Origin of the sequence: Bacillus thuringiensis (assembly GCF_001595725.1) — a bacterium.
In the GTDB taxonomy this organism is placed as follows: domain Bacteria; phylum Bacillota; class Bacilli; order Bacillales; family Bacillaceae_G; genus Bacillus_A; species Bacillus_A thuringiensis_K.
Genome location: NZ_CP014282.1, coordinates 1,344,785 through 1,370,852, shown reverse-complemented (window position 1 = coordinate 1,370,852; position 26,068 = coordinate 1,344,785). Strand labels below are relative to the sequence as shown.

The window sequence follows — 26,068 nt, the reverse complement described above, 5'->3', positions numbered from 1 at the left end:
TATTAAATACGCTATACTAATCATTGAAAGGAGGTCTTTATCATGTCCATTAATTTTCATGATGAAAATAATAAGTACACATATGCAACAAGAAACGCTCATATTTCTTGGGCTGAAATGGTAAAAAACATTACAGAAATACAAAACAAGCAAATAATTGATATCGGCTGTGGTGGCGGAATTTATACGAAAGAACTCGCTCTTATGGGAGCAAAAAATGTTGTGGGACTTGATTTTTCAAAAGAAATATTACAAGCTGCAAAAGAAAATTGTAACAAATTTCCAAACATTTCATTCGTCCACAGTGATGCACATAATCTCCCATACCTTAATGAAACATTCGACATAGTTATTTCTCGCGCAGTTATTCATCATTTACAAGACATTCCTACATTTTTACGTGAAGCTTCTCGTATATTAAATAAAAACGGTGTACTTATTTTACAAGATCGAACAATTGAAGATTGTACAATTCCAGGAAGTCCCGAACACATTCGCGGATATTTTTTCTCTCTATTTCCAAAACTTATTGAAATAGAGTCAAAAAGACGTCCAAAAACCAACACTATACAGACAGAATTACAAAAACATTCTCTTCATGTACTTCCCACACAAACACAATGGGAAATACGCAAAATACATGATTCTGTAGAAGCATTATTGCAAGATTTATCTCCTCGAACAGGTCGATCCATTCTATATGAGTTAACAGATGATGAACTTTCTCAACTTCTACATCATATACAGACCGCATTACAAAACGTCTCTCCTATTATTGAAAGAGATCGATGGACAATTTGGAGCGCGATGAAGTTGTAAGGAAGGAAGCCTCACAAAATAATGTGAGGCTTCCTTTCTTTCATAATCTAATTTTGCAACACTCTTGATATCCTCCACTTCTAGCCTGTGCACTTCCACACTTCGGACATACTAAATATCTAGACTGATTTGTCAACAAACTACCTTTTTGAAAGAGTAAAACTTCTGCTTGTTTAAACGAACGCGAATAATATAACCACATAAAACCAATTATAGCAATAATGCCAAATAATACTCCCATCGCAAGCATTTCAGTCACCTCTTTTGGTTTGTTCTTTCCAGCAAGTGGATTGTTGTATTATTCTCTATAAATTCAAACAATCCCTTCTTCACTCCTATAAATATCAATTTTCTCTATAAATTTTACAATTCTCCGCAAATTTTTACTCCCATTTTACAATTCATCATTCCCTTTACAACAACGAATATCACTTTCGATATTTTCGTATATAAATATATCTTCCAAAAAACATATTGACTTTCTAAAAAAAACATGCAACAATACTGTCAGAATACTTGAATAAAAATTCATTGACGAGAACGAGTACGTTATAGAACTGTTCCCCAGAGAGTTGGCGATTTGCTGAAAGCCAACGTTCAGTGCGTAACCGAAAATCATCTCCGAGAAGTAGAACCGAATGTTACAGTAAGTTCTTACCGGCCGTCCCCCGTTACAAGGAACACGTATCATGTTGTACGTTGCAAAGCCGTATACATATAGATTTATTTCTACATGTGTAAATTAGGGTGGTATCGCGGGTAAATATAACTCGTCCCTTTCTTTAGGGACGAGTTTTTTTGTGTTCTTACAAATGAATGAATGAAAAAGGAGGAAAAACAATGAACACTGTATCAAAAAAACATATTTTTTTCACGGGTCTTATGCTATTTTCTTTATTTTTTGGGGCAGGTAATTTAATTTTCCCTCCCATGCTTGGGCAAAACGCAGGTGAAAACTTTTGGCCAGCAATGATTGGATTTTTACTAACAGGAGTTGGCTTACCACTACTTACTGTTATCGCAATTTCTCTATCAGGAAATGGAATGCAGCAACTTGCAAGTCATGTTCATCCATTATTCGGAATTTTCTTTACGGTAGTTGTATATATTGCCATCGGTCCATCCATGGGCATCCCACGTGTTGCAAATGTCGCTTATGAAATGGGTGTTAGTTCTTTCTTACCAGAAACAATCCGCTCTAGCAGCCTAGTGCTATTTGTATATACAATCATCTTCTTTACTATCGTATTTTGGCTGAGTTTGAATCCATCTAAACTTGTTGATCGTATTGGAAATATATTAACACCTATTTTATTACTCTCAATTTTCTTATTGTTTGTTAAAAGTGTATTCACACCACTTGGGCAATCAGGACCAGCAATGCAAGAGTATCAAACTTCTCCAATCTTCAAAGGATTTATGGAAGGCTACTTAACAATGGACACCATTTCAGCACTTGCATTCGGAATTATCGTTGTAAATGCAATTCGCTCTAAAGGTGTGAATAATCGTAAGTCCATTGCCATCGCCACAGCAAAAGCAGGGCTTATTGCCGCTACAGGGCTCGTACTTGTATATGGTGCACTCGGCTGGCTCGGGGCAACTAGCGTCTCTCTCGGATATGCAAAAAATGGTGGACAGTTACTTACTGTTATCGTACAACAATTATTCGGTCCGTACGGTTTGCTTCTATTATCTCTTATCGTTACACTCGCTTGCCTAACGACATGTGTTGGACTCGTATCTGCATGCAGCCAATATTTTTCAACGTTATTAACTACATTTTCATACAAAATGTTCGCAAGTATCATTTGTGCTTTAGGGTTACTAGTTGCCAACTTAGGTTTAACAAAAATCATTGCCATCTCTGTTCCAATTCTACTTGTTGTGTATCCAATTGCGATTGTACTCGTACTACTATCATTACTTCATAAATACTTCGGTGGATATCGCTCCGTTTATGTAGGCGCTTTGATTGGAGCAGCAATCGTAAGCGTATTTGATGGATTAAAACAAGGTGGTATTTCCGTTTCATTTATCACATCATATTTTGAATTTATCCCTTTATATAATGAAGGAATAGGCTGGCTAGTACCTGCATTAGCTGGATCTCTTATCGGCCTTACAATCGCTAAGCTAAGTGGTGCGAAAAAAGTCCCCTTGCTAACCGAATCTCATGAAGTAAAAGCATCCTAAAAAAACTCCCAAAAGGGAGTTTTTTACATTTGAGAAGCAGTATGATTAAAACTACTTATTTTATACGCTCTCGTATAATAATCGATATTTGTATCCACTGTTTCTACTTTGACAACATCGTAGCAATCTTCTTGCTTTATTAAAAATAAATAGTACTCTTCTGTCGCCTCAATAATTGCAATTTTATCTGTTTCAACATTATATTGTTCACAAAGCGCTTGTAATACGTTCACATAATCCCCTAATTTTTTAGACTTATCCATGCCAAATATAGTTTGAACTAACATATACATTCTCCCCTTTGTATGTACTGTTAACAACCTAATGATAACGCTTACATATATTGACGTCAATAATAAGATTCGGTGCAAATTAATAATCAGTGAGGATAGCTCCCCACTGATTAAAGTTTCACTGTATCATTTCGTCAATTGATGTCTAAACGCATAAATAACCGCCTGTGTCCGATCACTTACATTTAGCTTATTCAATATATTACTCACATGTGTCTTTACTGTTTTGAGCGCAATAAACAACTCATCTGCAATCTCTTGATTACTTTTCCCCTCTGCAATTAATAACAAAATTTCTGACTCTCTTTCTGTTAACTCCTCATGCAAAGGTTGCTCTTTCTTTTGACGCATACGCGACATCATTTTCCCGGTAACTTTCGGCTCTAATACTGTTTCTCCATCATAAGTAGCTCGTACAGCATCTGCAATATCACTTGCTCTTGATGTTTTTAACAAGTAACTGGTCGCCCCAGCCTCAATAACAGGATACAATTTTTCGTCATCTAAAAAACTTGTTACAACTACAATTTTTGCTTCTGGCCATTCTTGAATAATAGCACGTGTTGCTTCGACACCATCCATCTCGTCCATGACAAGGTCCATCAAAATAATATCCGGTCTTAATTGCAAAGCTAACTCTGAACCTTTTCTTCCATTTTCAGCTTCTCCAACTACTTCAATATCTGGCTGCGTTGATAAATATGCAGATACACCCATTCGAACCATTTCATGATCATCCACTAGTAATACTTTTATCATGATTCTCCCCCTCTCTCAATCATAATGGGTACTTTCACTTCTATCTGTGTACCTTTATTTGGAAAACTAAGCACTTTTAATGTACCACCAATTTCATGAACACGCTCTTGCATCGATCTTAGACCATATGAACCAGCCTTATTAACCCCTACTTTAAACCCAACGCCGTCATCAATGATTTTTAAAATCGCATATTGATCAATTTTTCGAAGGCGCACTTCCGTTTTCTTTGCCTTCGCATGCCGTAAAGTATTAGACAGCGCCTCTTGCACAATACGGAATAAGTGATCTTCTACACCTTTTTTTAATTGAATCGGTTCAATTAACCATTCAATTTTCATATGTTGCTTTCTAGACAGTTCTGTTAATAATTCTTCTATACCCTCTGTTAGTTTTTTACCTTCTAACTGTACTGGGCGTAAATGAAGAAGCAATGCTCTCATTTCTGATTGTGCATTTACGACCATATTTTCAACGAGTTGCAACTGCTTTTTCGTCGTTTCTGGAAATTCAGCTACTTGTTCATTAATAGCCGACATCATCATCGACATTGCAAAAAGCTGCTGACTGACAGAATCATGCAGCTCCCTCGCCAATCGATGCCTTTCTTGAGAAATTGCTTCTTGTCTCATCTCTTCATTCCAATGAGCTCGTTCATTCGTTACTTTTTGAAAGAGTCCAGCTTGCTCCTCTAATCGGCGAGCCAGAACGATTACTTTTCGTTCCACTTCATGAAATTCATCATCTGCAGTAAACGAAACATCACTCGGAAAATTCCCTCGCTCTACTTCAAATAGAAACGTATTTAATCCTTGTATACGCTGCTCTATATAGTAACCGATTGCATATCCTACAATTCCTCCGATAAGTAAACTTGTAGTCATAATAAACAAGCCAATTGGAACAGAAGCGATGGATTCCTTCCATAATAAATCATATACTTGTTGCTTGCTTTTCCATACATATACAATTGTACAAATGAGTGCGATACTAACTGAGGACAACATAGAATAACGAATATACATCCACGAAATATTTTTTTGTTTCTTCATTATACTTTCCTCACTTCCGTATCGCCTACGACAAGCGAAGAAATAATTTTTATACGACGAGGAGCCTCTTTATACTGCTCTGTTCTAAATGTAACATTGCGGTTAAACCCTGTCTCCTCATGACCTGGCAAGAGCACACGTCCGACAATAACAGAATGATTTAGAGACAATTCAATATCATACGGCACATATAAACGAATATTACCAACGACACCCCGAATAACAATTACCGTTTCCCCTTCTGGAATCATAGCAGTTGTTAAATCTATTTCCACATCACAAGCACCATATTGAACATTAATATCCTCAAGTTCATAAATATGATCCATCATTCTTACATTGCCTACAAACATATTTTTCAAATATGGTTCTGTACGATATATTTGCTTCTCTTCGTCTATAATCCCTTTTTCTTTAATTTCAACCTTCATTGCTTTTTGCTGATGTCCTTGTTGAATCAATTGATAACCAATTAAAGCTAAACAAGCAAATACGACAAGAACAAATGCTGCTGATGAAAATAAGAAAAATAAAAATACGATACCACCAACAAATAAAAATACATTTCCCCGTACATAACGATTCTTTTTACGATAATGCCTTCCAAACATAAGCATAATAAATGCAAAAATGAGACCACCTGGTTCAAAATGTCCAAGTATCATATCAAGAAAAAGACCGAATCCAAATATGATGAGGAGCATTCCCATTAATTGTGTCTTTGAAAAATGTTTCTTCATTTCAGCTCCCCCCTTCTTGTCACATATACATAGAAGAAAAGGCATTGCTTTCCAACACCTTTTCTCCTATCACTATATCATAAGCCTGTTTTATAATATACTACTATTATTTTGTTAACTCTTTCGTTAACGATATATCATTCTTTTCTTTCATTTCACGCTCAAGTTTTGCAATTTTCATATCAAATGTGTCACGCTCATGCTCTTCATTCATACGAGTTTCTAAGTCACGAATGTGATCTTCAATTTCTTCAAATCGTAAGAACGGATTATTTTCATCCATTTTATGCATCGCAGTATTCATACGACGATTTGCATGTGCCATATTTTCACGTGCCATTAGTTCCATACGCTTTGCGTGCATTTCTTTTAACTTATTTTTCATTTCAGAAAGACGACGCTCTAACTCATCAATTTGCTCTACAACACCTGCATACATTTCTTCTAATCGAGTTACTTGCCCTTCATAATAAGCTACCTCTTCTAAAGCACGTTCATGCAATTGCAATTCGCCTGCTTCTTGAGCAATGATAGCTTGCTTTGATCTTTTATTAACGAAATAACGCGCTTGCTCAAGCTCACGAGCAAAGTTAGATTTTAATGTTTTATGACGCTCAATTAACTTCTCAATTTTTGTTATTTCGCGCTCACTATCACGTAAATATTGGTTTAACATCGCAATTGGATTTTTTCTTTCCTTCTCATCTAACACGTTATGAAAATCAGCTAAAATTGCATCGCGTACACGTCCGAATAAAGATTGTTTCATTATAAATCTTCCTCTCTTCTACTTTATTTGTAATTTGATTTATTGTTTTAATTTTTCATTAATTTGTTCCACTCATCTTCAAAGTTGCTATATGGTTTAGAACTTTCTGGAGCAGATTCAACAACTACATCTTTTTCTTTTTTCCACTCACGGTATCCGTAATATAAAACCACTAAAGCAGCGATACCAATTAATGCTGGCGAATGAGAAAGTGCAATGGATAAACCGATTAAACCAACAATACCCCAAGCTAACTTTCCAAAAAATGATTTAGCTCGCACAAATGATTTATAGCTCCAATATACAACTCCTGCTCCGATTGCGAACCCTACAATACCAGCAAGACTACCAAGAGCAATTAAAGCCAAAATACCGGCTGCGATAAACGCTAGAAATTGTTTCATCTTGTGCTTGCCTCCCTTCGATTTGATACTCTTATCTTAACTATTTTTTCATCTTTCCATAACGAGCTTAAGAACCGTTTTTAACTCAGACTTAAGACCGAGTCATATTCAGCCCTTTACGCAAAAAAACGTGCAGAGTCTATTCTCTGCACGTTTTTTTAATTACTAACATTCATATTAAATTAAGCTGTTTTATGATACTTTTTTTTCTCAGCTACTTTCGAAAACCTTGGAAACCCAATTAAAATAGAAACAATCCCACATACTCCAACTAAGATTGGATAAAATGCATATGGTAACAATTCAACTGGAGATAACGCTGCAAATCCTGCTGCCGTTAACATTTGGGCACCGTACGGAATTAATCCTTGCACACAACATGAGAAAAGATCTAATACACTCGCTGATTTACGAGGGTCTATTTCATATTGATCTGCAATATTTTTTGCAAGCGGGCCTGTAAAGATAATTGAAATCGTATTATTCGCTGTACACATATTTGTCATACTCACTAAACCAGCAATACCAAATTCCGCTCCTTTTTTCGAACGAATATTACGTGTTAATACATTCATTAAATATTGAATACCACCATTATATTGGATTAATTCAACCATACCGCCAATTAATATAGCAAGTAATACTAACTCCATCATACCGCCCATTCCAGTCGTTACACTTTTAAAGAAACTTTCTAACGTGTAACTTCCATCTATAAGACCGATAACACCAGATAGTACAGTTCCACCAGTTAATACAATAAGTACATTCCAGCCAAGTAGCGCTGTAATAAGTACTCCTGCATACGGTAAAATCTTTATCCAATCAAAGCTATGCGCTTTAACCTGCGTATCACTTCCTGAAGTAACTATTACTAATAGTACAATTGTGATAATAGCTGCTGGTAATACAATTAAAAAGTTCGTTTTAAACTTATCTTTCATTTCTGTTCCTTGTGAACGAACAGCTGCGATTGTTGTATCTGAAATAAATGATAAATTATCACCAAACATCGCTCCGCCAACAACAGTAGCCATCGCAAGCGCAATTGAGATATCAGTTTGACCACTAATACCTACAGCAATCGGTGCTAATGCTGCAATTGTTCCCATTGAAGTTCCCATCGCTAATGAAATAAACGCAGCAATAACAAAGATTCCAGCTATGATAAATCCTGGCGGTAAAATAGTTAACGCTAAATTAACAGTTGAGTCTACTCCGCCCATTCCTTTAGCAGTTTCAGAAAATGCACCTGCAAGCACAAAAATTAATACCATAATCATAATATCCGGATTTCCTGCACCTTTAGCGAACCGCTCGACTTTCACATTAAAACTTTCTTTACGATTCATCACTAAAGCGACTCCTACAGCAATTGAAATCGCTACAAGTATCGGCAATTTATAGAAATCACCTGTAATAATTCCAGAACCAATAAATAGCGCCAAAAATATCCCAAGTGGTAATAAAGCTAAACCATTTCCTCTCGTTTCTTTCAAAGTACCATCTCTCCCTAGTTTCAACCTTTTTCTAATGAATAACAAAAGACCTCTTCCAATGAGAAGAGGTCTTATACATCTATAAGAAACGCTCTTCTCATCTTTCAAGCACACGCTTGCTGGATTTGGCACAGCACTCTGAAATCGAGTCCGCTGCCGAGGCATCGTAGGGCCAGTCCCTCCGCCTCTCTTTATAAGAAGGTTTCATATTTATTTTTTAATAATAATTTCTTTCCTAACTTTACTCGCTTACAAAACAAAAGTCAATTGTTTTTTGTATAGATTTTTTTGGTAATTATACAAAAATGTGAATACAACAATCATTTTAACTTTTCGATTTCTTCTTCTAATATTGAAATCCAATAAAATTCACTATTTTTTATTGCAGCTAATATCCATTTCGTAGTGTACCAAGCTAACTCATACTCTTCCTTCGTGACATCGCCACTTTTATAAGCATCCTCTAGCTCCTCTTCATCTAATACATACACCTTACCGCTAGATAATAATACTACATCTAAATATAAATCATCAAAATAAGGTAAACCACGATCGTCTATTTTATATTCTTTCGCCACATCGATATAATATTGCACTAATTTTTTCTGATCATCTAACATAGCGGTAATCGCAAAGTTTTTCCCGTCTATGAAATATTGAATCCACATATACTGATCCGCTGCAATACAAAGTTCTTCACCATCATATTCTTTACAACTAGGCTTCCTCACCTTTTTTATATCCAGTATTCCGAGCATCCCCTCTTCCACTTGCTTAACCGTATAACCCTTCTCTATTAGCCTCTTCCACGAAGAACCGTCACCATATTTACGTTTCATTATGTCTGCTCCTCTTCTATATACAGAAAAGCTCCCACATATTATGTGAGAGCTTGTTCATATTATAATTAAGCCGCTTGACCCTTTTCAGAAATCTCTTTTAAATAAGCTTGTCCTTTTTCAGCGTCATATTGACCTTCCCACTTAGACATAACTACAGCTGCTAAAGAGTTTCCTACAACGTTAACTGCTGTACGAGCCATATCTAAAATACGGTCAATACCAGCAATGAACGCTAAGCCTTCAGGTGGAATACCTACTGTACCAAGTGTCGCTAATAATACAACGAATGATACGCCCGGTACACCTGCGATACCTTTTGATGTAACCATTAATACAAGCAATAATGTAATTTGTTGTGTAATAGATAAATCAATACCGTACATTTGCGCTAAGAAAATAGCCGCAATTGCTTGATATAAAGTTGATCCATCTAAGTTAAATGAATAACCTGTCGGAATAACGAAAGATGTAATTGCTTTCGGACAACCGAATTTCTCCATTTTCTCCATGATTTTTGGTAAAACTGTTTCTGAGCTTGCTGTAGAATACGCTAAAATCAGCTCGTCTTTTAAAATCTTAAAGAATTGGAAAATATTAATTCCAAATATTTTCGCTGTAAGTCCTAAGACAACTACTACGAAGAAAATCATTGCTCCATATACGACAATTAGTAATTTCCCTAATGGAATTAATGAAGCAAGACCAAATGTAGAAACTGTAACACCAATTAGTGCAAACACACCAAATGGTGCAAATTTCATAACTTGGTTTGTTACGTAAAACATTGCGTCAGCTACACCTTGGAAAAATTGAAGAACTGGTCTTCCTCTTTCACCAATTGCCGCTACACCTAAACCAAATAGTACAGAGAAGAAGATAATAGCAAGCATATCTCCGTCAGCTAATGACTTCATAATGTTCGTTGGAACAATATTTACAAATGTATCTGCAAATGAATGACTTTGTACTTGCTCTGTCGTATGTGTATATTTCGAAATATCTGTCTTTGTTAACTGCTCCATATTTACGCCTTTTCCTGGTTGGAAAATATTCGCTATTAATAGACCAACAATAATTGCAATTGTTGTAATAATTTCAAAGTAAATAATTGTTTTTCCGCCTAGTCGACCTAGTTTTTTAACATCGCCAACACCAGCAACCCCAACAACAATGCTTGCTACAACAATCGGTACAACGATCATTTTAATTAATCGGATAAAAATATCACCAATTGGTTGTAAGTACTTCACAACAGCTGGATTATCAAAGAAAATCGCCCCAACCGCAATACCAAGTGCAAGTCCTATTAATATTTGCCATGCAAGTCCTATTCTTTTCATATTTGTTGTAACCCCCTCTTCGATGTGTCACTCTATCTCTCATTCTATCTCTATAAAACTTGAAATTAAGAGTATTACATATTATTCGACAATTCACTACATTTTGTCCCTGTTAAAAATCATAAATCAAAAATTTAAATCTGACAACAAAATAACTTTGCCCGAACACAAATAATTTTCTTGACAAAAAGCAGACCTATGTCAGAAAACCTAACATGAGAACGATTCCTCACTAGTGTTTTATTAGCTTTCCAAGCAATATCTCATCTCATAAAAACGATTACTTTCCTCCTTTATTTTACAGATAAATCCCAAAATATACCTTTTTTACACATATGAATAAAATGTAAGCACTATGACAATTACAGTTGAAAAATGATAAATTCCGACAAAACTTAGCAATTTTATAAATTTTTCTTTACATTATGATTACAACGATAGACACCCTTCTTCTTATGATATATAACATTCATAGGGAAAGGAGTCAGACAACAATGAAAAAGAAATTTGCAGCGTTTAGTGTTTTAGCAGCAGGAACGATTTTTGCTTCCCCGTTACTTTCACCCGTATACGCTGAAACGAATCAAGATAAATTATCTAATATTCAATCTGAATTAGAAGGCAAACAAAGTGACTTACAAAATAAATCAGTCGAGAAAGAACAAATAGAAAAAGAAATTCAAGAATTACAGAAGAAAATCGATGAATTAACTACTTCTATTAATAAAAATGAGGCTGAATTAAACGATACAAAAAAGGAAATTAGCAAAACGCAACAAGTAATTACTGATAAAAAGAAACATATAGAACAATTACAAACAAATATAGATACACGTCAGGAAGTTATTAAACAACGATTACAATCTATGCAAGAAAAACCGCGTACAAATATCATTACAGAAGTATTAACAAACTCTACAAACATTGCTGATCTTGTTGATAATATGTACTCCGTAAGTTTAATATTAAACAACGATACAGATATTGTAAAAAAACAAACATCTGATCAAAATGCTGTAACAACAGAAAAAGAAGCTGTTGAGAAAAAAGAACAACAACTGAAAGAATCTGAACAAAAACTAGAACAAAAACAGCAAGAATTACAAAATAACCAACAACAGCAACAAACCCTTATTAACGATCTACATACGAAAGTAGCAAAAGTAGATTCAGAGATTGAAGGATTAGAAGAATCCAAAGGCATTTTAGAAAATCAACGTCAAGCTGTTCAAAGAGCAATTGAAGAAGAAAAACGTGCCGAAGAAGCTCGTAAAGCGGAAGAAGCTCGCCAGGCAGAAGAGGCTCGCAAGCAACAAGCTACTAAATCTGCTCAAAAAGCTCAAGCAGCCCAAACACCACATGATACAAATATCGGTGGCTTTATCAAACCAGCAGCCGGATCAAAAACTTCCGGATTTGGTGTACGTTCTTTAGATAACCATAAAGGAATTGACATCGCTGCTTCGGGAACGGTTCCAATTATCGCTGCTGCAGATGGCGTTGTTATTCGCTCAGAATTATCATCTAGTTATGGAAACGTAGTGTATTTATCTCACCGTATAAACGGAAAAACATATACGACAGTATATGCTCATATGAATAGCCGTTCTGTATCGAATGGACAAACTGTAAAACAAGGCGATCAGCTTGGATTTATGGGGAATACGGGCCAATCATACGGACAACATTTACACTTCGAACTCCATCTTGGAGAATGGAATGTCGGCAAGACAAACGCAGTTGACCCATCTCCTTATATCGGATTATAAAAAACCTCGGTGCCTACCGAGTTTTTTTTATTTATACTTCACACAATATAGGCATTCTACATAGACTATAACTAAATGCCTCTAGTTTACGAGGTGATCCATATGAATACGCAATTACAACAAAAAATAGAAGAAGCTAGAGCGACATATATCAGCCGGATATTTACATTTGGCGGCTCAGTTTTATTTTTAATCGGTTCATTCCTCGCAGTCACCACAGCCTATAAAGCATATAAACATCTATTACATTCAACAACATAAAAAAGACGGGAGCTCCCCGCCTTTTTTTATGCAAACATTTTAAATACACCTATCGCATTTAAAAATACAATTATTACAGTTATCGGAATAACATAACGAAGTAAGAAGAACCAAATGTTAAATAACGTTTCCCCTTTCGTTTCCGTCACTTCTAATTCTTTCATCAACAATTCTTTACTCATTTTATTTGGTACAAATAATGAAATAGCTAGTACCCCTAACGGTAGCAATACGTTACTTACTGAAAAGTCGACTAAATCAAAGAATGTTTTCCCAAATATTTTCACGTCACTCATAATCCCAAATGATAACGCTGATGGAATACCGACTGCAAAAATAAGAATACCAATTAATAATGATGCTGATGGACGCTTCTTCTCATTACCTTTCGCAACAGATGCTACTACTATTTCAAGCATTGAAATTGCTGATGTTAAAGTCGCAAAGAAGAATAAAATTAAAAACATAATAAAGAAAAATTGACCAAATGGTATTTTTGCAAATACTGCTGGAAGGACGATAAACAGTAATCCTGGTCCTTCAGTCGGTTTAACTCCTAATGCGAAAATCGCCGGGAAAATCGCTAATCCTGCAAGTACTGTAACAAAAACAGTTAAACTTACAATAGATGTTGCTGATTTCGCTAAATGTTCCTCTTTCTTTAAATACGAACTATACGTTACCATTACTGAGGCACCTACTGTTAGCGAGAAGAAAGATTGTCCCATCGCATATAAAATCGTATCTGCTGTAAGCTTTGAAAAATCTGGCTTTAAGAAGAACTCTACTCCAGCAAAAGCACCATCGAGTGTTAACGCACGAACAATAATCGCAATAAATAAAATAAATAATAGCGGCATCATGTACTTACTTGCCTTTTCTATACCTTTCTCTACACCTTTACTTACAACAAAAATCGTACAAAGCATAAAGATAAATTGCGCTCCAATCGCACTTAATGGATTGGAAATCGTTTCACCGAACAATTGTCCATAATCAGCTACTCCATTCCAGAAACTTCCTGTCACACTATAATATAAATAAAGTAAAATCCATCCACCTACAACACTATAAAAAGATAGTACACTAAAACAAGTAACAACTCCCATACGACCAATCCAAGGATATAATTTGCTATTTGGCACTAGTACTTTATAAGCTGTAACCGCCTCTTTTTGCGTGCTACGTCCAATAACAAACTCCGCTATTAGAAGAGGCATACCTATAAATAAAGTTAATAGTAAAAATACAAGGAAGAATGCGCCTCCCCCGCCATTACCTGCAACATATGGAAATTTCCATATCGCACCAAGACCTACTGCGGCTCCGGCTGCTGCGAGTACAAAGCCTATTTTCGACGTCCATTGCTGTGTTTCTTTCATCATAAAATCTCCTTTTCTGAATATTTAAACTTTTGTTAATTATACACTTTCATTTCATACTCGCACACCTCCTTTAGAAAATAAAAAAGTCCCCTACACGCAAATATGCATGTAGAGGACGATATATGTAATGTAAATACCGTGGTACCACCTCAATTGGATTGATAAATCCCACTTGTTCAAGTACAGGAATAATTCCGATACTCTATCCTTTTAACGGCGGAACCCGGGTTGCCTACTACAATGTTCAACATACCTCTCGCAAGCCCATTCTGTATATTTTATCGTACCAGGCTCCCACCTAACCCCGGCTCTCTGAACGCATCAAATATACGTACTCTTCTTGCTCATCGATTTCATCTATTGAAGTTACTTGTGATTATAAATTATATTTTTATATTTGTAAAGCGCACTTTATCTTTTATTATTTTAAAACCTTTTCCTCTAATTCTCGTAAAAAACTTTCTCTTTTCCCCTCGTTTTGCACATATACTGATTTCAACACTTCTTGGAGCAATATATTTCGTTCCCTCTTTTCTAACTGTAAATCTTTTAACTTCACCCTTACTTCATATAAAAAATCTAAATACGATTCATATGTCTCATCATATTTATTTGCAATCTCATCTCGAATTTTTTTTGCAAACTTCGGGCTCGCTCCCCCAGTAGAAACTGCTATATTAAGCAAACCACGATGAATCGCTGCCGGAAAATGAACATTACCACTTTCCGGATTTGTAATAACATTTACTAATTGATTCTCGGCGGCATCTTCAGCAACTTGTTCATTTAATATCGAATCACTACTTGCTGCAACAACTAAAAAAGCACTTTTAATATCACTTTTTTCATATTCTCTTTGATACCAACGAATTTTCTTTTCTTCCACAAGTTTTACTAAATTCGCATCTAATTCTGGACTTATCACAACTATATCCGCACCCTGTTTGAGTAAAGGAATAATTTTAAATCCTGCAACTTTTCCCCCGCCAATAACAACAACGCGTTTCTCATTAACTCGCACTGTAAGTGGATACATACTGATCTCCTTTCAATAACTCCGTCGTTTTCTGAATTAACATATCTTGAAACGCTTCATTCTTCCCTAAATATGGACTGATTTTTATCTCTTCCAATTCATATTGGCGCACTTCTTTCTCAATATGTTTCATAAGTAAACCTGTAAATAACAAGTAAGGCAGTACAACGATGTTCTTTTCTTTTCGTTCTACAACTTCCTTTAACTTCTCCTCAAATTTTGGCTCTGCAGCCGCTAAATAACAAACTTCTACTTTTTTAACCTTCTCTTTTGTTTGAAATAAAGAAGCAATCCAGTTTATATCTCTTAATACTTCAGGATCACTACTCCCTCTTGCAACGAGAAGTAACGTCACTTCATTTTTATCTTCCTGTTCGATGCCACTTCCGCTATACACCGATTTAACAAGTGTTTCTGATACACCAAACGGATTACCATAAGTCACTTTAACATTTGGATATTGATTCTTGAGCTTTACCAATTCAAACGGAATATCTTTCTTCACATGACCTGCCGCTAATAAAAAAACAGGGATAGCAATAATCTCTGTGGCCCCACGCTTCACACATGTACGAAAACCATCTTCAATAGAAGGATTCGCTAACTCTAAAAAACAAACTTCTTGAATAGTCGCTTCTATACGGCTCATACACGATGTAATAAATTGAATCGCCTCTTCTTTCGCTGTCTTCAAACGACTTCCATGACATATATATAAAACGGCTTTCATTTTACAACACTCCACTTACTTGATAAGCATTTTCTGTCTGCTTCTCAAACCAATGAATTTTTTCTCTAAAACGGACAACTTCTCCAATTACAATCATGCTCGGATTTTGAATTTGCTCTTTTTTCGCAACATCTACAATTGTCCCTAACGTTCCAACAACTGTGCGCTGCATAGACGTCGTCCCCTGCTCAATAATAGCAGCTGGCGTACTTTTATCTTTTCCATGCTTCATAAGTTGCTCACATATGTAGAGCAAATTACTAACCCCCATATATACCGCTAAAGTCTCTACACCTTTCGCTAAACTTTCCCATTTCACTTCTTCTTCAGCACCTTCTTTCCTATGCCCAGTCACAATAGCAAAACTTGCACTTGCATCACGGTGCGTCACTGGAATACCAGCATAAGCAGGTGCGGCTATTCCAGACGAAATACCTGGGACGATTTCAAATGGTACACCTTGCTTTGCTAATGCTTCGGCTTCTTCTCCCCCTCTACCAAACACAAATGGATCGCCGCCCTTAAGCCTTGTTACAACTTTTCCTTTTTTCGCATACTTAATAAGAAATATATTAATTGTTTCTTGCTTCATCGTGTGATAATTCGGGAGTTTCCCGCAATAAATCAAATCCGCGTCAGGCTTTGCGTGTGAAAGCAGCTCTTTATTCACAAGACGGTCGTATAAAATAACATCTGCCTTCTCAATACATTTCAATCCTTTAACAGTAATTAAATCTGGATCACCAGGACCCGCTCCAACAATATAAACCTTCCCCATCATCTCTCCTCATTTCTACTATTAAAGTGAAACTTCCATCCTTATATATGAATGGAAGTTTTCATTTCTTCATATTTCAATGTTCCTTACTCATGAATAACAAAGGCCGCGCTTTTTCGAATCTTCTTTTTTTCAAATAAAGCAATCTCCTTTACCTCTGGTAACGGTAAAAAATGTTTTTCAAGCTCCATCTCCGCCATCTTAAATGCCTGTTCTTCACTTTCAGCAACAACAACAATTGGAACAATGCTACTCACTAATACCGCTTCAAATCGATATAAATCCATATTGCCCCTCCTAAGACGCTATTACTTCTTCTAACACGTTATTTAACGCTATTTGTAATGTATCTACACCAACACGACCTACAAAATCATAAAATGTTTCGGCTGGTAATTTGTTCTCTTTGAAATAACTTATAAATGATGCGAGTACATCAGGTAGATCCTCGCCATCTATTTTTCCTTTTAACTTTTGATTGTAGGCACCGCCATCTAACAATGTTCCACCTACGTATATTTCAAACGCTTCAACAATGCCTTTTTCCTTCGTTTTCATTTTCACCCCTTGTAACCCAATGTCAGCAATTTGACGTTGACCACATGAATTCGGGCAGCCTACCATATGAATTCGAACTGGAACATCGAGTGCAATTTGTGTATCTAAGTATTCTGCAATTTTTCTTAATCTTTCTTTCGTTTCTACTAGTGCAAGATTACAATATTCAATACCGGTACATGAAACCGCATGACCAATAAATGATTTCGGGCTAGCAGATATCGCTTCAAACAGCGGTTCACTAAGTAATCCTTTTACATTTTCCGGAGGAACGTTCGGAATAATGAAGTTTTGCGAGTTACATGTACGAATTTGTCCATTTCCATATCGCTTTGCAATTCTTGCAATCTCAAACATTTCTTCTGCATGTAAACGACCTACCGGTACATTAAAACCTACATATTTTAATCCCTTTTGTTTTTGGTCTTGAACACCATAAAAATAGCCTGCATTCCATCCTTTGAGTGCACTTTCCCCTTTACTTTGTAAAGGCCCTGTATACTCTATTAGTTTCTCTTTAAATTTCTCTGCTCCCCAGTCCGCAACAAGAAATTTCAACCGAGCTAAATGACGTTTTTCACGATATCCAAAATCACGGAATATAGTAGCAATTGCAATCGCCACCGCCTTCACTTCTTCTGGTAAAACGAATACATCTAATTCATCAGCTAAATACGGTCGAGCTGATAATCCTCCACCTACTTTTATATGAAAACCAACTTTTTTCTCACCATCTATTTCTTTCGTTGCAGGCGTAAATGCAACACAGTTAATTTCTGCGTTTGCTGAATTATAAATATTAGAACTAATAGACATTTTAAATTTGCGTGGCAAGTTAGAAAACTCTTCATTATGTTGGAAGTAATCATATACTTCTTTTACAATATGCGTTGTATCGAATAGTTCATTTGCATCAATGCCAGCAAGCGGATTACCTGTAATATTCCGCGTTATATCACCACAAGCCCCCGCTGAAGATAACCCAACTCTTGCTAATCTTTTAAAAATATCTGGAATTTGCTGAATTTCTAACCAGTGAAACTGAATCGCCTGTCTCGTCGTAATATCTATTACATCACGTCCATAATCTTCAGCGATAGAAGCAAGTACTTCTGCCTGTGCATTTGTAATAATCCCCGACGGAATATTTACCCGCATCATAAAATAACCAGCTTCTTTCGGCCTTTGTAAATACAAGCCTGCCCATTTAAAGGCATCCCACTCTTCTTTCGGAATAGATTTGAAACCATTTTCCGCATAGTAAGGAATATCATTGAAAATTTCTAAGCCATCTTTTTCTAATTTATTTTTCTCGGTCTGATTTAATTTTTCATTGTTAGCCCATACTTTTTCATAACTCATTGTTTATCCCCCTATATAAAACTACGCTCTTGTAAGTACTTCACGATTTGTTCTGCACATTCTTCAATAGAATATTTGTGCGTTTCTACAATTAATTCCGCTTGCTCTGGCTCTTCATAAGGCGAATCAATACCTGTGAAATCCTTAATATCACCTTTCCTTGCCTTTTTATAAAGTCCTTTCGGATCACGTTTCTCACACTGTTCAATCGGACACTTCACAAAAATTTCAATAAATTCATCTGCCTCTAATAAATCTCTTACTTGTTTGCGGTCTACTCGAAATGGTGAAATAAATGCTGTAAGGACAACTGCTCCTTGATCTACAAATAACTTTGCCACTTCGCCAATACGTCTTATATTTTCCATGCGATCACTTTCAGAAAATCCTAAGTCTTTATTTAAACCGTGGCGAATGTTATCCCCATCCAGCACATAATTTCCAATATTCTTTTCAAAAAGTTTACGAGCGACCGCATTCGCTACTGTAGATTTACCCGAAGCTGATAAACCAGTAAACCAAATTACAAAACTATGATGTCCATTCTTCACTCTTCTCTCATCTTTTGAAACCGAAGCTGTGTGCCAAGTAATATTCGTATCCATCTCGTTCTCTCCCTATTCTGTTACTACTTCTTTTTTCAAACCTTTAATTAGCACTTCCACTACTTCTTTACGACTAAATGTACTTGGCGGAATCTCACCGTTTCTTAATAATTCTCTTACTTTCGTACCCGATAAAATAACATGATCTTCTTTTCCGTGCGGACATGTTTTCGTTGAAGCCATCGCTTCACATTTCGTGCAGTAAAAACTATGTTCAAAGAATAGTGGTGTAATTCCTAACTCTTCTATCGTAAAATTTGTGAAGATTTCTTGCGCTTCATACGTTCCGTAATAATCTCCTACTCCAGCATGATCACGCCCTACTATAAAGTGGGTACATCCAAAATTCTTTCTTACTAACGCATGAAATATCGCTTCCCTTGGTCCTGCGTAACGCATGGCAGCAGGAAATACACTTAAAAAGACACGATTTTTCGGATAATAGTTTTGAAGAAGTACTTCATAGCTTTCCATTCTTACATCAGCAGGAATATCATCCGATTTCGTTTCTCCGACGAGCGGATTTAAAAAGAGACCATCTACAATTTCAAGAGCAGATTTTTGAATATACTCATGGGCACGATGTACCGGGTTTCTCGTTTGAAATCCGACCACTGTTTTCCACCCACGTTTTTTAAATGCTTCCCTCGTTTCAATTGGGTCTAAATGATAAGAAGGAAATTGATTATTTTCAAAGCGTTTTGTTAGAATAATAGTTCCTCCAACGTAAACGTTTGGTCGTTCATATAATTTTTTCACTCCTGGATGAGCCTCATCCGTTGTTTTATATACAAGTAACGCTTCTTTTTCTTTATCTGGTACAAAAATATCTTCTATTTGAATGACACCGTATATATTTCCGTTGTTGACAAGCTTTACTTCCTCTCCAGTCTTCAGGCTTTCTGCGACTTTTTCTGTTACCGGTAATGTAATCGGTATACTCCACACACTACCATTTGCTAAACGAAGCGTTTCTACAACTGAATCATAATCTTCCTTCCCTAAAAAACCAGTAAGGGGGCTATATCCACCTATCGCCAATAGTTCTAAATCACTTAACGCAATATTGTCTAATTTAATTTCTTTTTCAATTTGTGATACGTCATATGTCTCATCTATACGGTTTACTAATTCGTTTACTATGCTCATTTTTCTATATCCTCTCTTAGCTTTATTTCAAGATTCATCTTATTGGTAATGAAGACCACATTCAGTTTTCACTTTTCCAGCCCATCTACCATCTCTTGAATCGCCACCATCCCCTACAGGTAACGTACATTTCTCACACCCAATACTTGGATAGCCAACATCATGCAACGGGTTATACGGCAAGCTATGTTTGTATACATATCGCCAAACTTCTTTCCACGTCCAATGAATGAGTGGACAAACTTTAATAGATTGAAAACGATGATCTTGATTTATAAACTTTGTATGCTTACGTGTTTCTGATTGTTCCCTTCTTAAGCCCGATATCCATGCTTTTTCCACGACTAATGATTTTTCTAAAGGTAAAATTTTTCTAATCTTACAACAAAGATTCGGATTGCTCTCCCACAGTTTTTCACCATGCAACTTCGCCTGTTCATCAAGTGTAAGTTCTGGCTGTTTTTCTATAATATTCAATGAAGGAAATCGTTCCCGCACTTTTTGAATTAATTCATACGTTTCTTGAAAATGAACATTTGTATCCAAAAATACAACTTTAGCAGATGGATTTACTTGGTTTATAATGTGCAGCAATACCATACCTTCCACCCCAAAGCTACATGCGTAGACAACCTCATCTTTATATTCTTTATAAGCCCAATTTAATACTGATAACGCGCCTTTTGTTTCATCTTCTTCCGAAAACGAAACAACATTTTCTTCCCACGTTTCATACGTCAACATGTTTTTTCCCCCTGTAAAAGCAAAAAGACGGTTTTAACCTAATGAAAATAGGTTAAAACCGCCTCTAGTTTTTCTAGTCAGCGCTTTTCACTTTAAACGTACTTTTTCACTTTTCTCTAACTGAATTACTTTTCCATCTTGCACAACAATTGTAATTGAACCATATTTCATATCAGCAAGCATCGCTTCAATCTTCTCGGATACTTCATCAAAATGTTCCCGTAAACTCACGCGAACAGCCCCCCCTTTTTATTCATAAAAAAAATCTTTCCCATTTCGAAAAGACTGTTCGGTAATATATTTTACCTTATCTTTCAAAATGGATCCCATTTTGCTGGATTTAGCACCTTGCTTTCTATAAGCAGGTTGCCGAGCTTCTTCGGGCCAGTTCCCTCCGCTTCTCTTGATAAGCTTTGTATTTGTATTTTATCACAATTCTGATTTTTTTCAATCCTAGTTTTCCGATATATTTTAATTATTTTATTTTATAAAAAAGGAATTGCCCATTCGAACAACTCCTTTTCCTATTTAGACAAGCTCTTTAATACGTATGCGATCGTTCCCAATAATATTTTCATATGTTTCGCGTTCCACAACTACTTGCGATGTTCCGCCTTTTGCAAAGACAACGGCTGGTCTTCGAATCCGATTGTAATTATTCGCCATCGAATACCCGTAGGCTCCTGTACAGGAAACTGCTAGTAAATCAGCAGAAGCGACTTTTGGTAAATGAATATCCCAAATCAACATATCTCCACTCTCACAGCATTTCCCAGCAATCGAAACGAGTTCCTCATTCTCATCATTCCCTCGATTCGCTAACATTGCTTCATAACGCGCACTATATAAAGCAGGTCTTAAATTATCTGTCATTCCACCATCGACTGATACATATTTCCGAATACCAGGAATATCTTTCACAGATCCAACTGTATAAATTGTTGTCCCAGCATCACCTACAATGCTACGGCCTGGTTCAATCCATATTTCTGGCAATGGATATTCACATACAGTAAATTGTTCTCTCACTGCACTTGTTACAGCTCGCACATATGTCTCAAGAGTTAATGGTGTATCCGACTCTGTGTAGCGTATTCCAAATCCCCCGCCTACATTTAGCACTTTTACTACATAGTTTGTTTGCTCTCTCACTTCTTCTAAAAATTGGCGAAGAACTTCAATTGCTCGAACAAAACCAGCTGTTTCAAATATTTGCGATCCGATATGTGAATGAATCCCTAGCACATTATAATTTGATTTTTGTAAAGCAAATCCAATTGCCTGCATCGCTTGACCGTTTGAAACGCCAAATCCAAATTTCGAATCATCTTGGCCTGTTGTAATATATTCATGTGTGTGCGCCTCTACTCCAGGCGTTACACGAATTAATATGTTCACAAATTTTCCATGTTGCATCGCTAAATCGTGTAAAACTTCTAATTCAAAGAAATTATCTACGACAAAACAACCAATATTCGCCTGAAGAGCCATCACTATCTCTTCTTCTGTTTTATTATTTCCATGAAAATGAATACGTGATGCTGGAAATCCTGCTTGGAGCGCAGTATATAATTCTCCCCCAGAAACAACGTCTAATGACATATTCTCTTCACGAGCTACTCGGCACATCTCCATGCACAAGAACGCCTTGCTTGCATATGCTACTTGATAAGAGAAACCACTTTCTTTAAAAGCACGATGAAACGCTCGGCATTTTCCTCGAATAGACTCTTCATCGTATACATAAAGTGGTGTTCCGTATTGCTTTGCTAGCTGCGTCGTATCGCACCCTCCAATTTCTAAGTGTCCTTGCCCATTAATTCGGCTTGTGCCGTGTAAATACATTTAAATTCCTCCCTTATTTCCTCTAAAACTCATAACCCCAATCTTCTATTCATTGCAGCACGCTTTTAGATAGACAAAAAACGCGCGGAACAATGTTCACACGCGTTTCTTATTAGGAAAAATATATATTGAAAAAATAAACGAGTTGTTATCTCCTCAAAATAAGAAACCGCATCAACATCTCCAAATAGCTCTCCATAAAATAAATCTTATGACAGTACTACATTTATTCAATGCAGTCCCAATATATGAATAAGATGGTTATTCTTATATTTCGGCAATAGTCCCTTTCAACCTATGATCACAGATTCCATTAAATCTCCCATAGCTTACTCTTTCCTATCGCGGCCTCTACCTTTGAGAGTAGATGAGGTAAGTCTATTTAATTTTCAAACATCTAATTGTTGCTATTAACAATACCAAAGGACCATTTTATTTGTCAAACAATTTTTTATATTGTTTTTTTACAGTTTAGTTTGGTATCGTTTGGTAAGCGCTTTACTGAAATCTTTGTCACTTCCCATTCGCCTTCTTCGTTATTAAATGTAATCGTTACCTTCTCAAATGGTGGAGCAATTTTCCCAGCAACACGTTCATACTTTGTCACTTCAATACTTGCTTGAAATAAATATGTACCGCTATACACTTTTTTTAAACTAATAATTTTAGGACATTGATAAGGTTTCAAACTTCCATATTGTTTTTCAATTGCTTTATTTATTTTTGGAAATAAAACAGAATAAAGTGCATCTTCCATAAGAGGTGGATCATATTGGGCTACCGACACACTCGGTGAAGTAAAAAGTACAACACTACTGCATGCTATAAAACATAATAATTTTCGCATTATAACCTCCGTATTATCACGCGATTCTTTCTGCGTACGATAATTATCATACATAGAAATTCTGTTTTATTGTCTCCCACCACTCTTTTTCTACTCGATTATTATAAAAAAGCCCACAACCTTCTTTTATTTTCGTATAATGATACTCATAGTATAATAATCATAATAACAAAGGACTGTTCGTATATATAAAATGAGTCGTTAAGCAAACTGACTCTCAAGAACTGTCATGCTTTTTAGGAGAGGAGTATATTATGCTACAACATCTGTTTCCAAAACTGCGATTTGCACTCGTTGCAGTCGTTTTACTATGGATTAAAACATATATTGTGTACAAGCTAGCATTTGATATTAAAATTGATAATTTCTTTGAAGAATTCATGCTTTTTATCAATCCACTAGCTGCGTTACTTTTATTTTTCGGCTTAGCTTTACTTGCATCTAAGCACCGAAACCGAATTATAATTGGAATCAGTTTTATACTGTCATTTATTTTATTTGGAAACGCAATGTTTTATGGGTTCTATAACGATTTCGTTACTTTCCCGGTTTTATTCCAAACAAACAATATGGCTGATTTAGGGACAAGTATAAAAGAACTCTTTACGTACAAAACATTACTTTTATTTGCAGATGCAATTATTTTAATGTTTATTTCGCGTAAATTCCCATCATTTGGCGACAAAACACCACTTTCCCGCTCAGAGAAGCGAACTTTCTTTAGCGGTGTAACAGCTTTATTAGCACTACAAATTGTTGTATCAGTTATTTATAAACCACAAATGTTCTCACGCTCATTTGACCGTCAAACTGTCGTGAAGAATTTAGGTTTATACACATATCATCTATTTGATATTACGCTTCAATCCAAGTCTTCAGCTGAGCGTGTATTTGCAAGTGGGGATGGGTTTTCTGAAATTAAAAACTATACAGACTCAAAAGACAAACAAGTTGATAAAAACTTATTTGGAGCTGCAAAAGGTAAAAATGTAATTTTAATTTCAATGGAATCTACACAAAGCTTTGTTATTAATAAAAAAATAAATGGAAAAGAAATTACACCATTTTTAAATGAATTTATTAAGGATAGTTTCTATTTCGATAACTTCTATCATCAAACTGGACAAGGTAAAACTTCTGATGCTGAATTTATCGTTGAAAACTCACTTTATCCGCTAGATCGTGGTTCTGTATTCTTTACTCATGCAACAAATGAATACACAGCGACACCAGAACAATTAAAGAAATACGGATATTCTTCTGCTGTCTTCCATTCAAATGATAAAACGTTTTGGAATCGGGATGTAATGTATCCTGCGCTTGGATATGATCGTTACTTTAATTTAAATGATTACGCAGGAACGGAGCAAATGTCTGTCGGTTGGGGATTAAAAGATAAAGAGTTCTTTGAACAATCTATTCCAAAGTTAAAATCTTTACCACAACCGTTCTATACAAAATTTATTACATTAACAAATCATTTTCCGTTTCTTCTAAATCCGGAAGATCAATATGTTGATGAATTCAACTCGGAAAGTGGTGTTGTAAACCGCTACTTCCCAACTGTTCGTTACACAGATGAAGCTCTTAAATTATTTATTAAACAATTAAAAGAAGAAGGATTGTATGATAATTCCGTTATTGTCATCTATGGTGATCATTACGGTATTTCCGAAAACCATAACGCAGCTATTGCACAGTTCCTAGGAAAAGATACTATTACACCATTCGATTCTATGCAATTACAACGAGTCCCTCTTATTATTCATGTGCCTGGCCAAGAAGGAAAAGTTGTTTCTAAAGTATCCGGTCAAATTGATATTAAGCCAACGCTCTTTCATTTACTTGGTATTAAAACAAATAAATCCGTTGAATTTGGAACTGACTTATTTATTAAAGAGAAAGATCCGCTTATGGTAATGCGTGATGGTAGCTTTGTTTCTGAAGAGTATGTTTATACAAAAAATATGTGCTACAAAAGAAGTACAGGTGAAGAAGCTGACATGGCGCTATGTCAGCCGTATATTGAAAAAGCAAAAACAGAATTAAAACTCTCCGATAAATTAATTTATGGAGATTTGTTACGCTTCGATCCTAATAATCGATATAAAACCGGAACGATGACAACGAAATTTGAATAGTAAAGGAAGCAACTTTATACAAGTTGCTTCCTCTTTTTATTTTCACTTAATTTTCAAACCATCCTTCTATGAAATCTTTCACAAATTGGTAATTTCTTTCGTATGAGGAATAAATTTATGGTATGATAAAATAAGTAAACTTTCA

27 protein-coding genes, 3 riboswitches and 2 other annotated features are annotated in these 26,068 nt (G+C 35.8%); of the genes, 5 read left to right on the top strand and 22 right to left on the bottom strand.

Annotation, left to right across the window (positions count from 1 at the left end; genetic code table 11):
• Positions 1–42 precede the first annotated feature (42 nt).
• A complete protein-coding gene (locus AXW78_RS06985) occupies positions 43–819 on the top strand; it encodes a class I SAM-dependent methyltransferase (RefSeq protein ID WP_061883928.1) in 777 nt (258 codons plus the stop codon).
• Between the two features lie 40 nt (positions 820–859).
• On the opposite strand, the gene AXW78_RS06980 is transcribed toward AXW78_RS06985, so the two are convergent.
• A complete protein-coding gene (locus tag AXW78_RS06980) occupies positions 860–1,069 on the bottom strand; it encodes a hypothetical protein (protein ID WP_000880630.1) in 210 nt (69 codons plus the stop codon).
• A gap of 272 nt (positions 1,070–1,341) precedes the next feature.
• Positions 1,342–1,600 (top strand) — a binding site (T-box leader).
• A gap of 59 nt (positions 1,601–1,659) precedes the next feature.
• Here AXW78_RS06980 and brnQ3 point away from each other — a divergent pair.
• The gene (gene brnQ3 / locus AXW78_RS06975; protein WP_001099173.1) at positions 1,660–3,015 is read left to right on the top strand and encodes a branched-chain amino acid transport system II carrier protein BrnQ3; all 1,356 of its coding nucleotides are present in this window, start codon (positions 1,660–1,662) and stop codon (positions 3,013–3,015) included.
• Between the two features lie 23 nt (positions 3,016–3,038).
• Here the strand turns inward: brnQ3 and AXW78_RS06970 are convergent, their stop codons facing one another.
• The 9 genes from AXW78_RS06970 to gltP form a co-directional block, all read right to left on the bottom strand.
• Positions 3,039–3,377: a DUF3922 domain-containing protein gene (locus AXW78_RS06970; RefSeq protein WP_116777483.1), complete on the bottom strand. Its 339-nt coding sequence runs from the start codon at positions 3,375–3,377 to the stop codon at positions 3,039–3,041.
• A 57-nt stretch (positions 3,378–3,434) separates the two neighbouring features.
• On the bottom strand, positions 3,435–4,067 hold the full coding sequence (locus tag AXW78_RS06965; RefSeq protein WP_000598709.1) for a response regulator: 633 nt from the start codon (positions 4,065–4,067) through the stop codon (positions 3,435–3,437).
• Entirely contained in the window at positions 4,064–5,119 is a 1,056-nt protein-coding gene (locus AXW78_RS06960) for a sensor histidine kinase (RefSeq protein WP_061883927.1), read from the bottom strand. Before AXW78_RS06960 ends, AXW78_RS06965 begins: the two co-directional genes overlap by 4 nt.
• Positions 5,119–5,859, bottom strand: a complete 741-nt coding sequence (gene liaF / locus AXW78_RS06955) for a cell wall-active antibiotics response protein LiaF (RefSeq protein ID WP_000716094.1) — start codon at positions 5,857–5,859, stop codon at positions 5,119–5,121. The genes AXW78_RS06960 and liaF overlap by 1 nt, the downstream gene beginning before the upstream one ends.
• Before the next feature lie 106 nt (positions 5,860–5,965).
• Positions 5,966–6,628 carry a PspA/IM30 family protein gene (locus AXW78_RS06950; protein ID WP_000814126.1) on the bottom strand — a complete coding sequence of 221 codons (663 nt, stop codon included), beginning with the start codon at positions 6,626–6,628 and terminating at the stop codon, positions 5,966–5,968.
• A 47-nt stretch (positions 6,629–6,675) separates the two neighbouring features.
• A complete protein-coding gene (locus AXW78_RS06945) occupies positions 6,676–7,032 on the bottom strand; it encodes a lmo0954 family membrane protein (RefSeq protein ID WP_000808640.1) in 357 nt (118 codons plus the stop codon).
• A gap of 182 nt (positions 7,033–7,214) precedes the next feature.
• On the bottom strand, positions 7,215–8,531 hold the full coding sequence (locus AXW78_RS06940) for a Na+/H+ antiporter NhaC family protein (RefSeq protein WP_000665488.1): 1,317 nt from the start codon (positions 8,529–8,531) through the stop codon (positions 7,215–7,217).
• Positions 8,532–8,625: 94 nt separating this feature from the next.
• Positions 8,626–8,731: riboswitch (SAM riboswitch) on the bottom strand.
• Between the two features lie 120 nt (positions 8,732–8,851).
• Positions 8,852–9,370 carry a ribonuclease FAU-1 family protein gene (locus AXW78_RS06935; RefSeq protein ID WP_000824650.1) on the bottom strand — a complete coding sequence of 173 codons (519 nt, stop codon included), beginning with the start codon at positions 9,368–9,370 and terminating at the stop codon, positions 8,852–8,854.
• A 68-nt stretch (positions 9,371–9,438) separates the two neighbouring features.
• Complete coding sequence (gene gltP / locus AXW78_RS06930) at positions 9,439–10,713, bottom strand: glutamate/aspartate:proton symporter GltP (protein WP_000821126.1); 1,275 nt, start codon at positions 10,711–10,713, stop codon at positions 9,439–9,441.
• 494 nt (positions 10,714–11,207) lie between these two features.
• Here gltP and AXW78_RS06925 point away from each other — a divergent pair, with 494 nt between their 5' ends.
• The gene (locus AXW78_RS06925) at positions 11,208–12,482 is read left to right on the top strand and encodes a murein hydrolase activator EnvC family protein (RefSeq protein ID WP_061883926.1); all 1,275 of its coding nucleotides are present in this window, start codon (positions 11,208–11,210) and stop codon (positions 12,480–12,482) included.
• Between the two features lie 102 nt (positions 12,483–12,584).
• A complete protein-coding gene (locus AXW78_RS34300; protein ID WP_001095998.1) occupies positions 12,585–12,743 on the top strand; it encodes a hypothetical protein in 159 nt (52 codons plus the stop codon).
• A gap of 26 nt (positions 12,744–12,769) precedes the next feature.
• Here AXW78_RS34300 and AXW78_RS06920 read toward each other — a convergent pair whose 3' ends face one another.
• The 12 genes from AXW78_RS06920 to AXW78_RS06865 form a co-directional block, all read right to left on the bottom strand.
• Positions 12,770–14,125: a sodium-dependent transporter gene (locus AXW78_RS06920; RefSeq protein WP_000665432.1), complete on the bottom strand. Its 1,356-nt coding sequence runs from the start codon at positions 14,123–14,125 to the stop codon at positions 12,770–12,772.
• Between the two features lie 111 nt (positions 14,126–14,236).
• Positions 14,237–14,485 (bottom strand) — a binding site (T-box leader).
• A 64-nt stretch (positions 14,486–14,549) separates the two neighbouring features.
• Positions 14,550–15,164 carry an NAD(P)-binding protein gene (locus AXW78_RS06915; RefSeq protein WP_061883925.1) on the bottom strand — a complete coding sequence of 205 codons (615 nt, stop codon included), beginning with the start codon at positions 15,162–15,164 and terminating at the stop codon, positions 14,550–14,552.
• Complete coding sequence (locus AXW78_RS06910) at positions 15,139–15,894, bottom strand: sirohydrochlorin chelatase (RefSeq protein ID WP_000648889.1); 756 nt, start codon at positions 15,892–15,894, stop codon at positions 15,139–15,141. Before AXW78_RS06910 ends, AXW78_RS06915 begins: the two co-directional genes overlap by 26 nt.
• Before the next feature lies 1 nt (position 15,895).
• The gene (gene cobA / locus AXW78_RS06905) at positions 15,896–16,672 is read right to left on the bottom strand and encodes a uroporphyrinogen-III C-methyltransferase (RefSeq protein ID WP_000521254.1); all 777 of its coding nucleotides are present in this window, start codon (positions 16,670–16,672) and stop codon (positions 15,896–15,898) included.
• A gap of 86 nt (positions 16,673–16,758) precedes the next feature.
• Positions 16,759–16,959 carry a DUF3906 family protein gene (locus AXW78_RS06900; protein ID WP_000366922.1) on the bottom strand — a complete coding sequence of 67 codons (201 nt, stop codon included), beginning with the start codon at positions 16,957–16,959 and terminating at the stop codon, positions 16,759–16,761.
• A 10-nt stretch (positions 16,960–16,969) separates the two neighbouring features.
• Entirely contained in the window at positions 16,970–18,592 is a 1,623-nt protein-coding gene (locus AXW78_RS06895; RefSeq protein ID WP_000119626.1) for a nitrite/sulfite reductase, read from the bottom strand.
• A gap of 11 nt (positions 18,593–18,603) precedes the next feature.
• A complete protein-coding gene (gene cysC, locus AXW78_RS06890; RefSeq protein WP_000380505.1) occupies positions 18,604–19,197 on the bottom strand; it encodes an adenylyl-sulfate kinase in 594 nt (197 codons plus the stop codon).
• A 12-nt stretch (positions 19,198–19,209) separates the two neighbouring features.
• Positions 19,210–20,346: a sulfate adenylyltransferase gene (gene sat, locus AXW78_RS06885; protein WP_000029487.1), complete on the bottom strand. Its 1,137-nt coding sequence runs from the start codon at positions 20,344–20,346 to the stop codon at positions 19,210–19,212.
• 39 nt (positions 20,347–20,385) lie between these two features.
• Complete coding sequence (locus tag AXW78_RS06880; protein ID WP_000959020.1) at positions 20,386–21,090, bottom strand: phosphoadenylyl-sulfate reductase; 705 nt, start codon at positions 21,088–21,090, stop codon at positions 20,386–20,388.
• 87 nt (positions 21,091–21,177) lie between these two features.
• A complete protein-coding gene (locus AXW78_RS06875; protein ID WP_000058410.1) occupies positions 21,178–21,321 on the bottom strand; it encodes a YezD family protein in 144 nt (47 codons plus the stop codon).
• Positions 21,322–21,394: 73 nt separating this feature from the next.
• Positions 21,395–21,503: riboswitch (SAM riboswitch) on the bottom strand.
• A gap of 115 nt (positions 21,504–21,618) precedes the next feature.
• On the bottom strand, positions 21,619–22,935 hold the full coding sequence (gene lysA, locus AXW78_RS06870; protein ID WP_000280643.1) for a diaminopimelate decarboxylase: 1,317 nt from the start codon (positions 22,933–22,935) through the stop codon (positions 21,619–21,621).
• 180 nt (positions 22,936–23,115) lie between these two features.
• Positions 23,116–23,297: riboswitch (Lysine riboswitch) on the bottom strand.
• A gap of 89 nt (positions 23,298–23,386) precedes the next feature.
• Positions 23,387–23,782: a DUF3888 domain-containing protein gene (locus AXW78_RS06865; protein WP_001228752.1), complete on the bottom strand. Its 396-nt coding sequence runs from the start codon at positions 23,780–23,782 to the stop codon at positions 23,387–23,389.
• Between the two features lie 254 nt (positions 23,783–24,036).
• Between AXW78_RS06865 and AXW78_RS06860 the strand changes: the two genes are divergently transcribed.
• Positions 24,037–25,923, top strand: a complete 1,887-nt coding sequence (locus tag AXW78_RS06860) for an LTA synthase family protein (protein WP_000939081.1) — start codon at positions 24,037–24,039, stop codon at positions 25,921–25,923.
• The last annotated feature ends 145 nt before the right edge of the window (positions 25,924–26,068 follow it).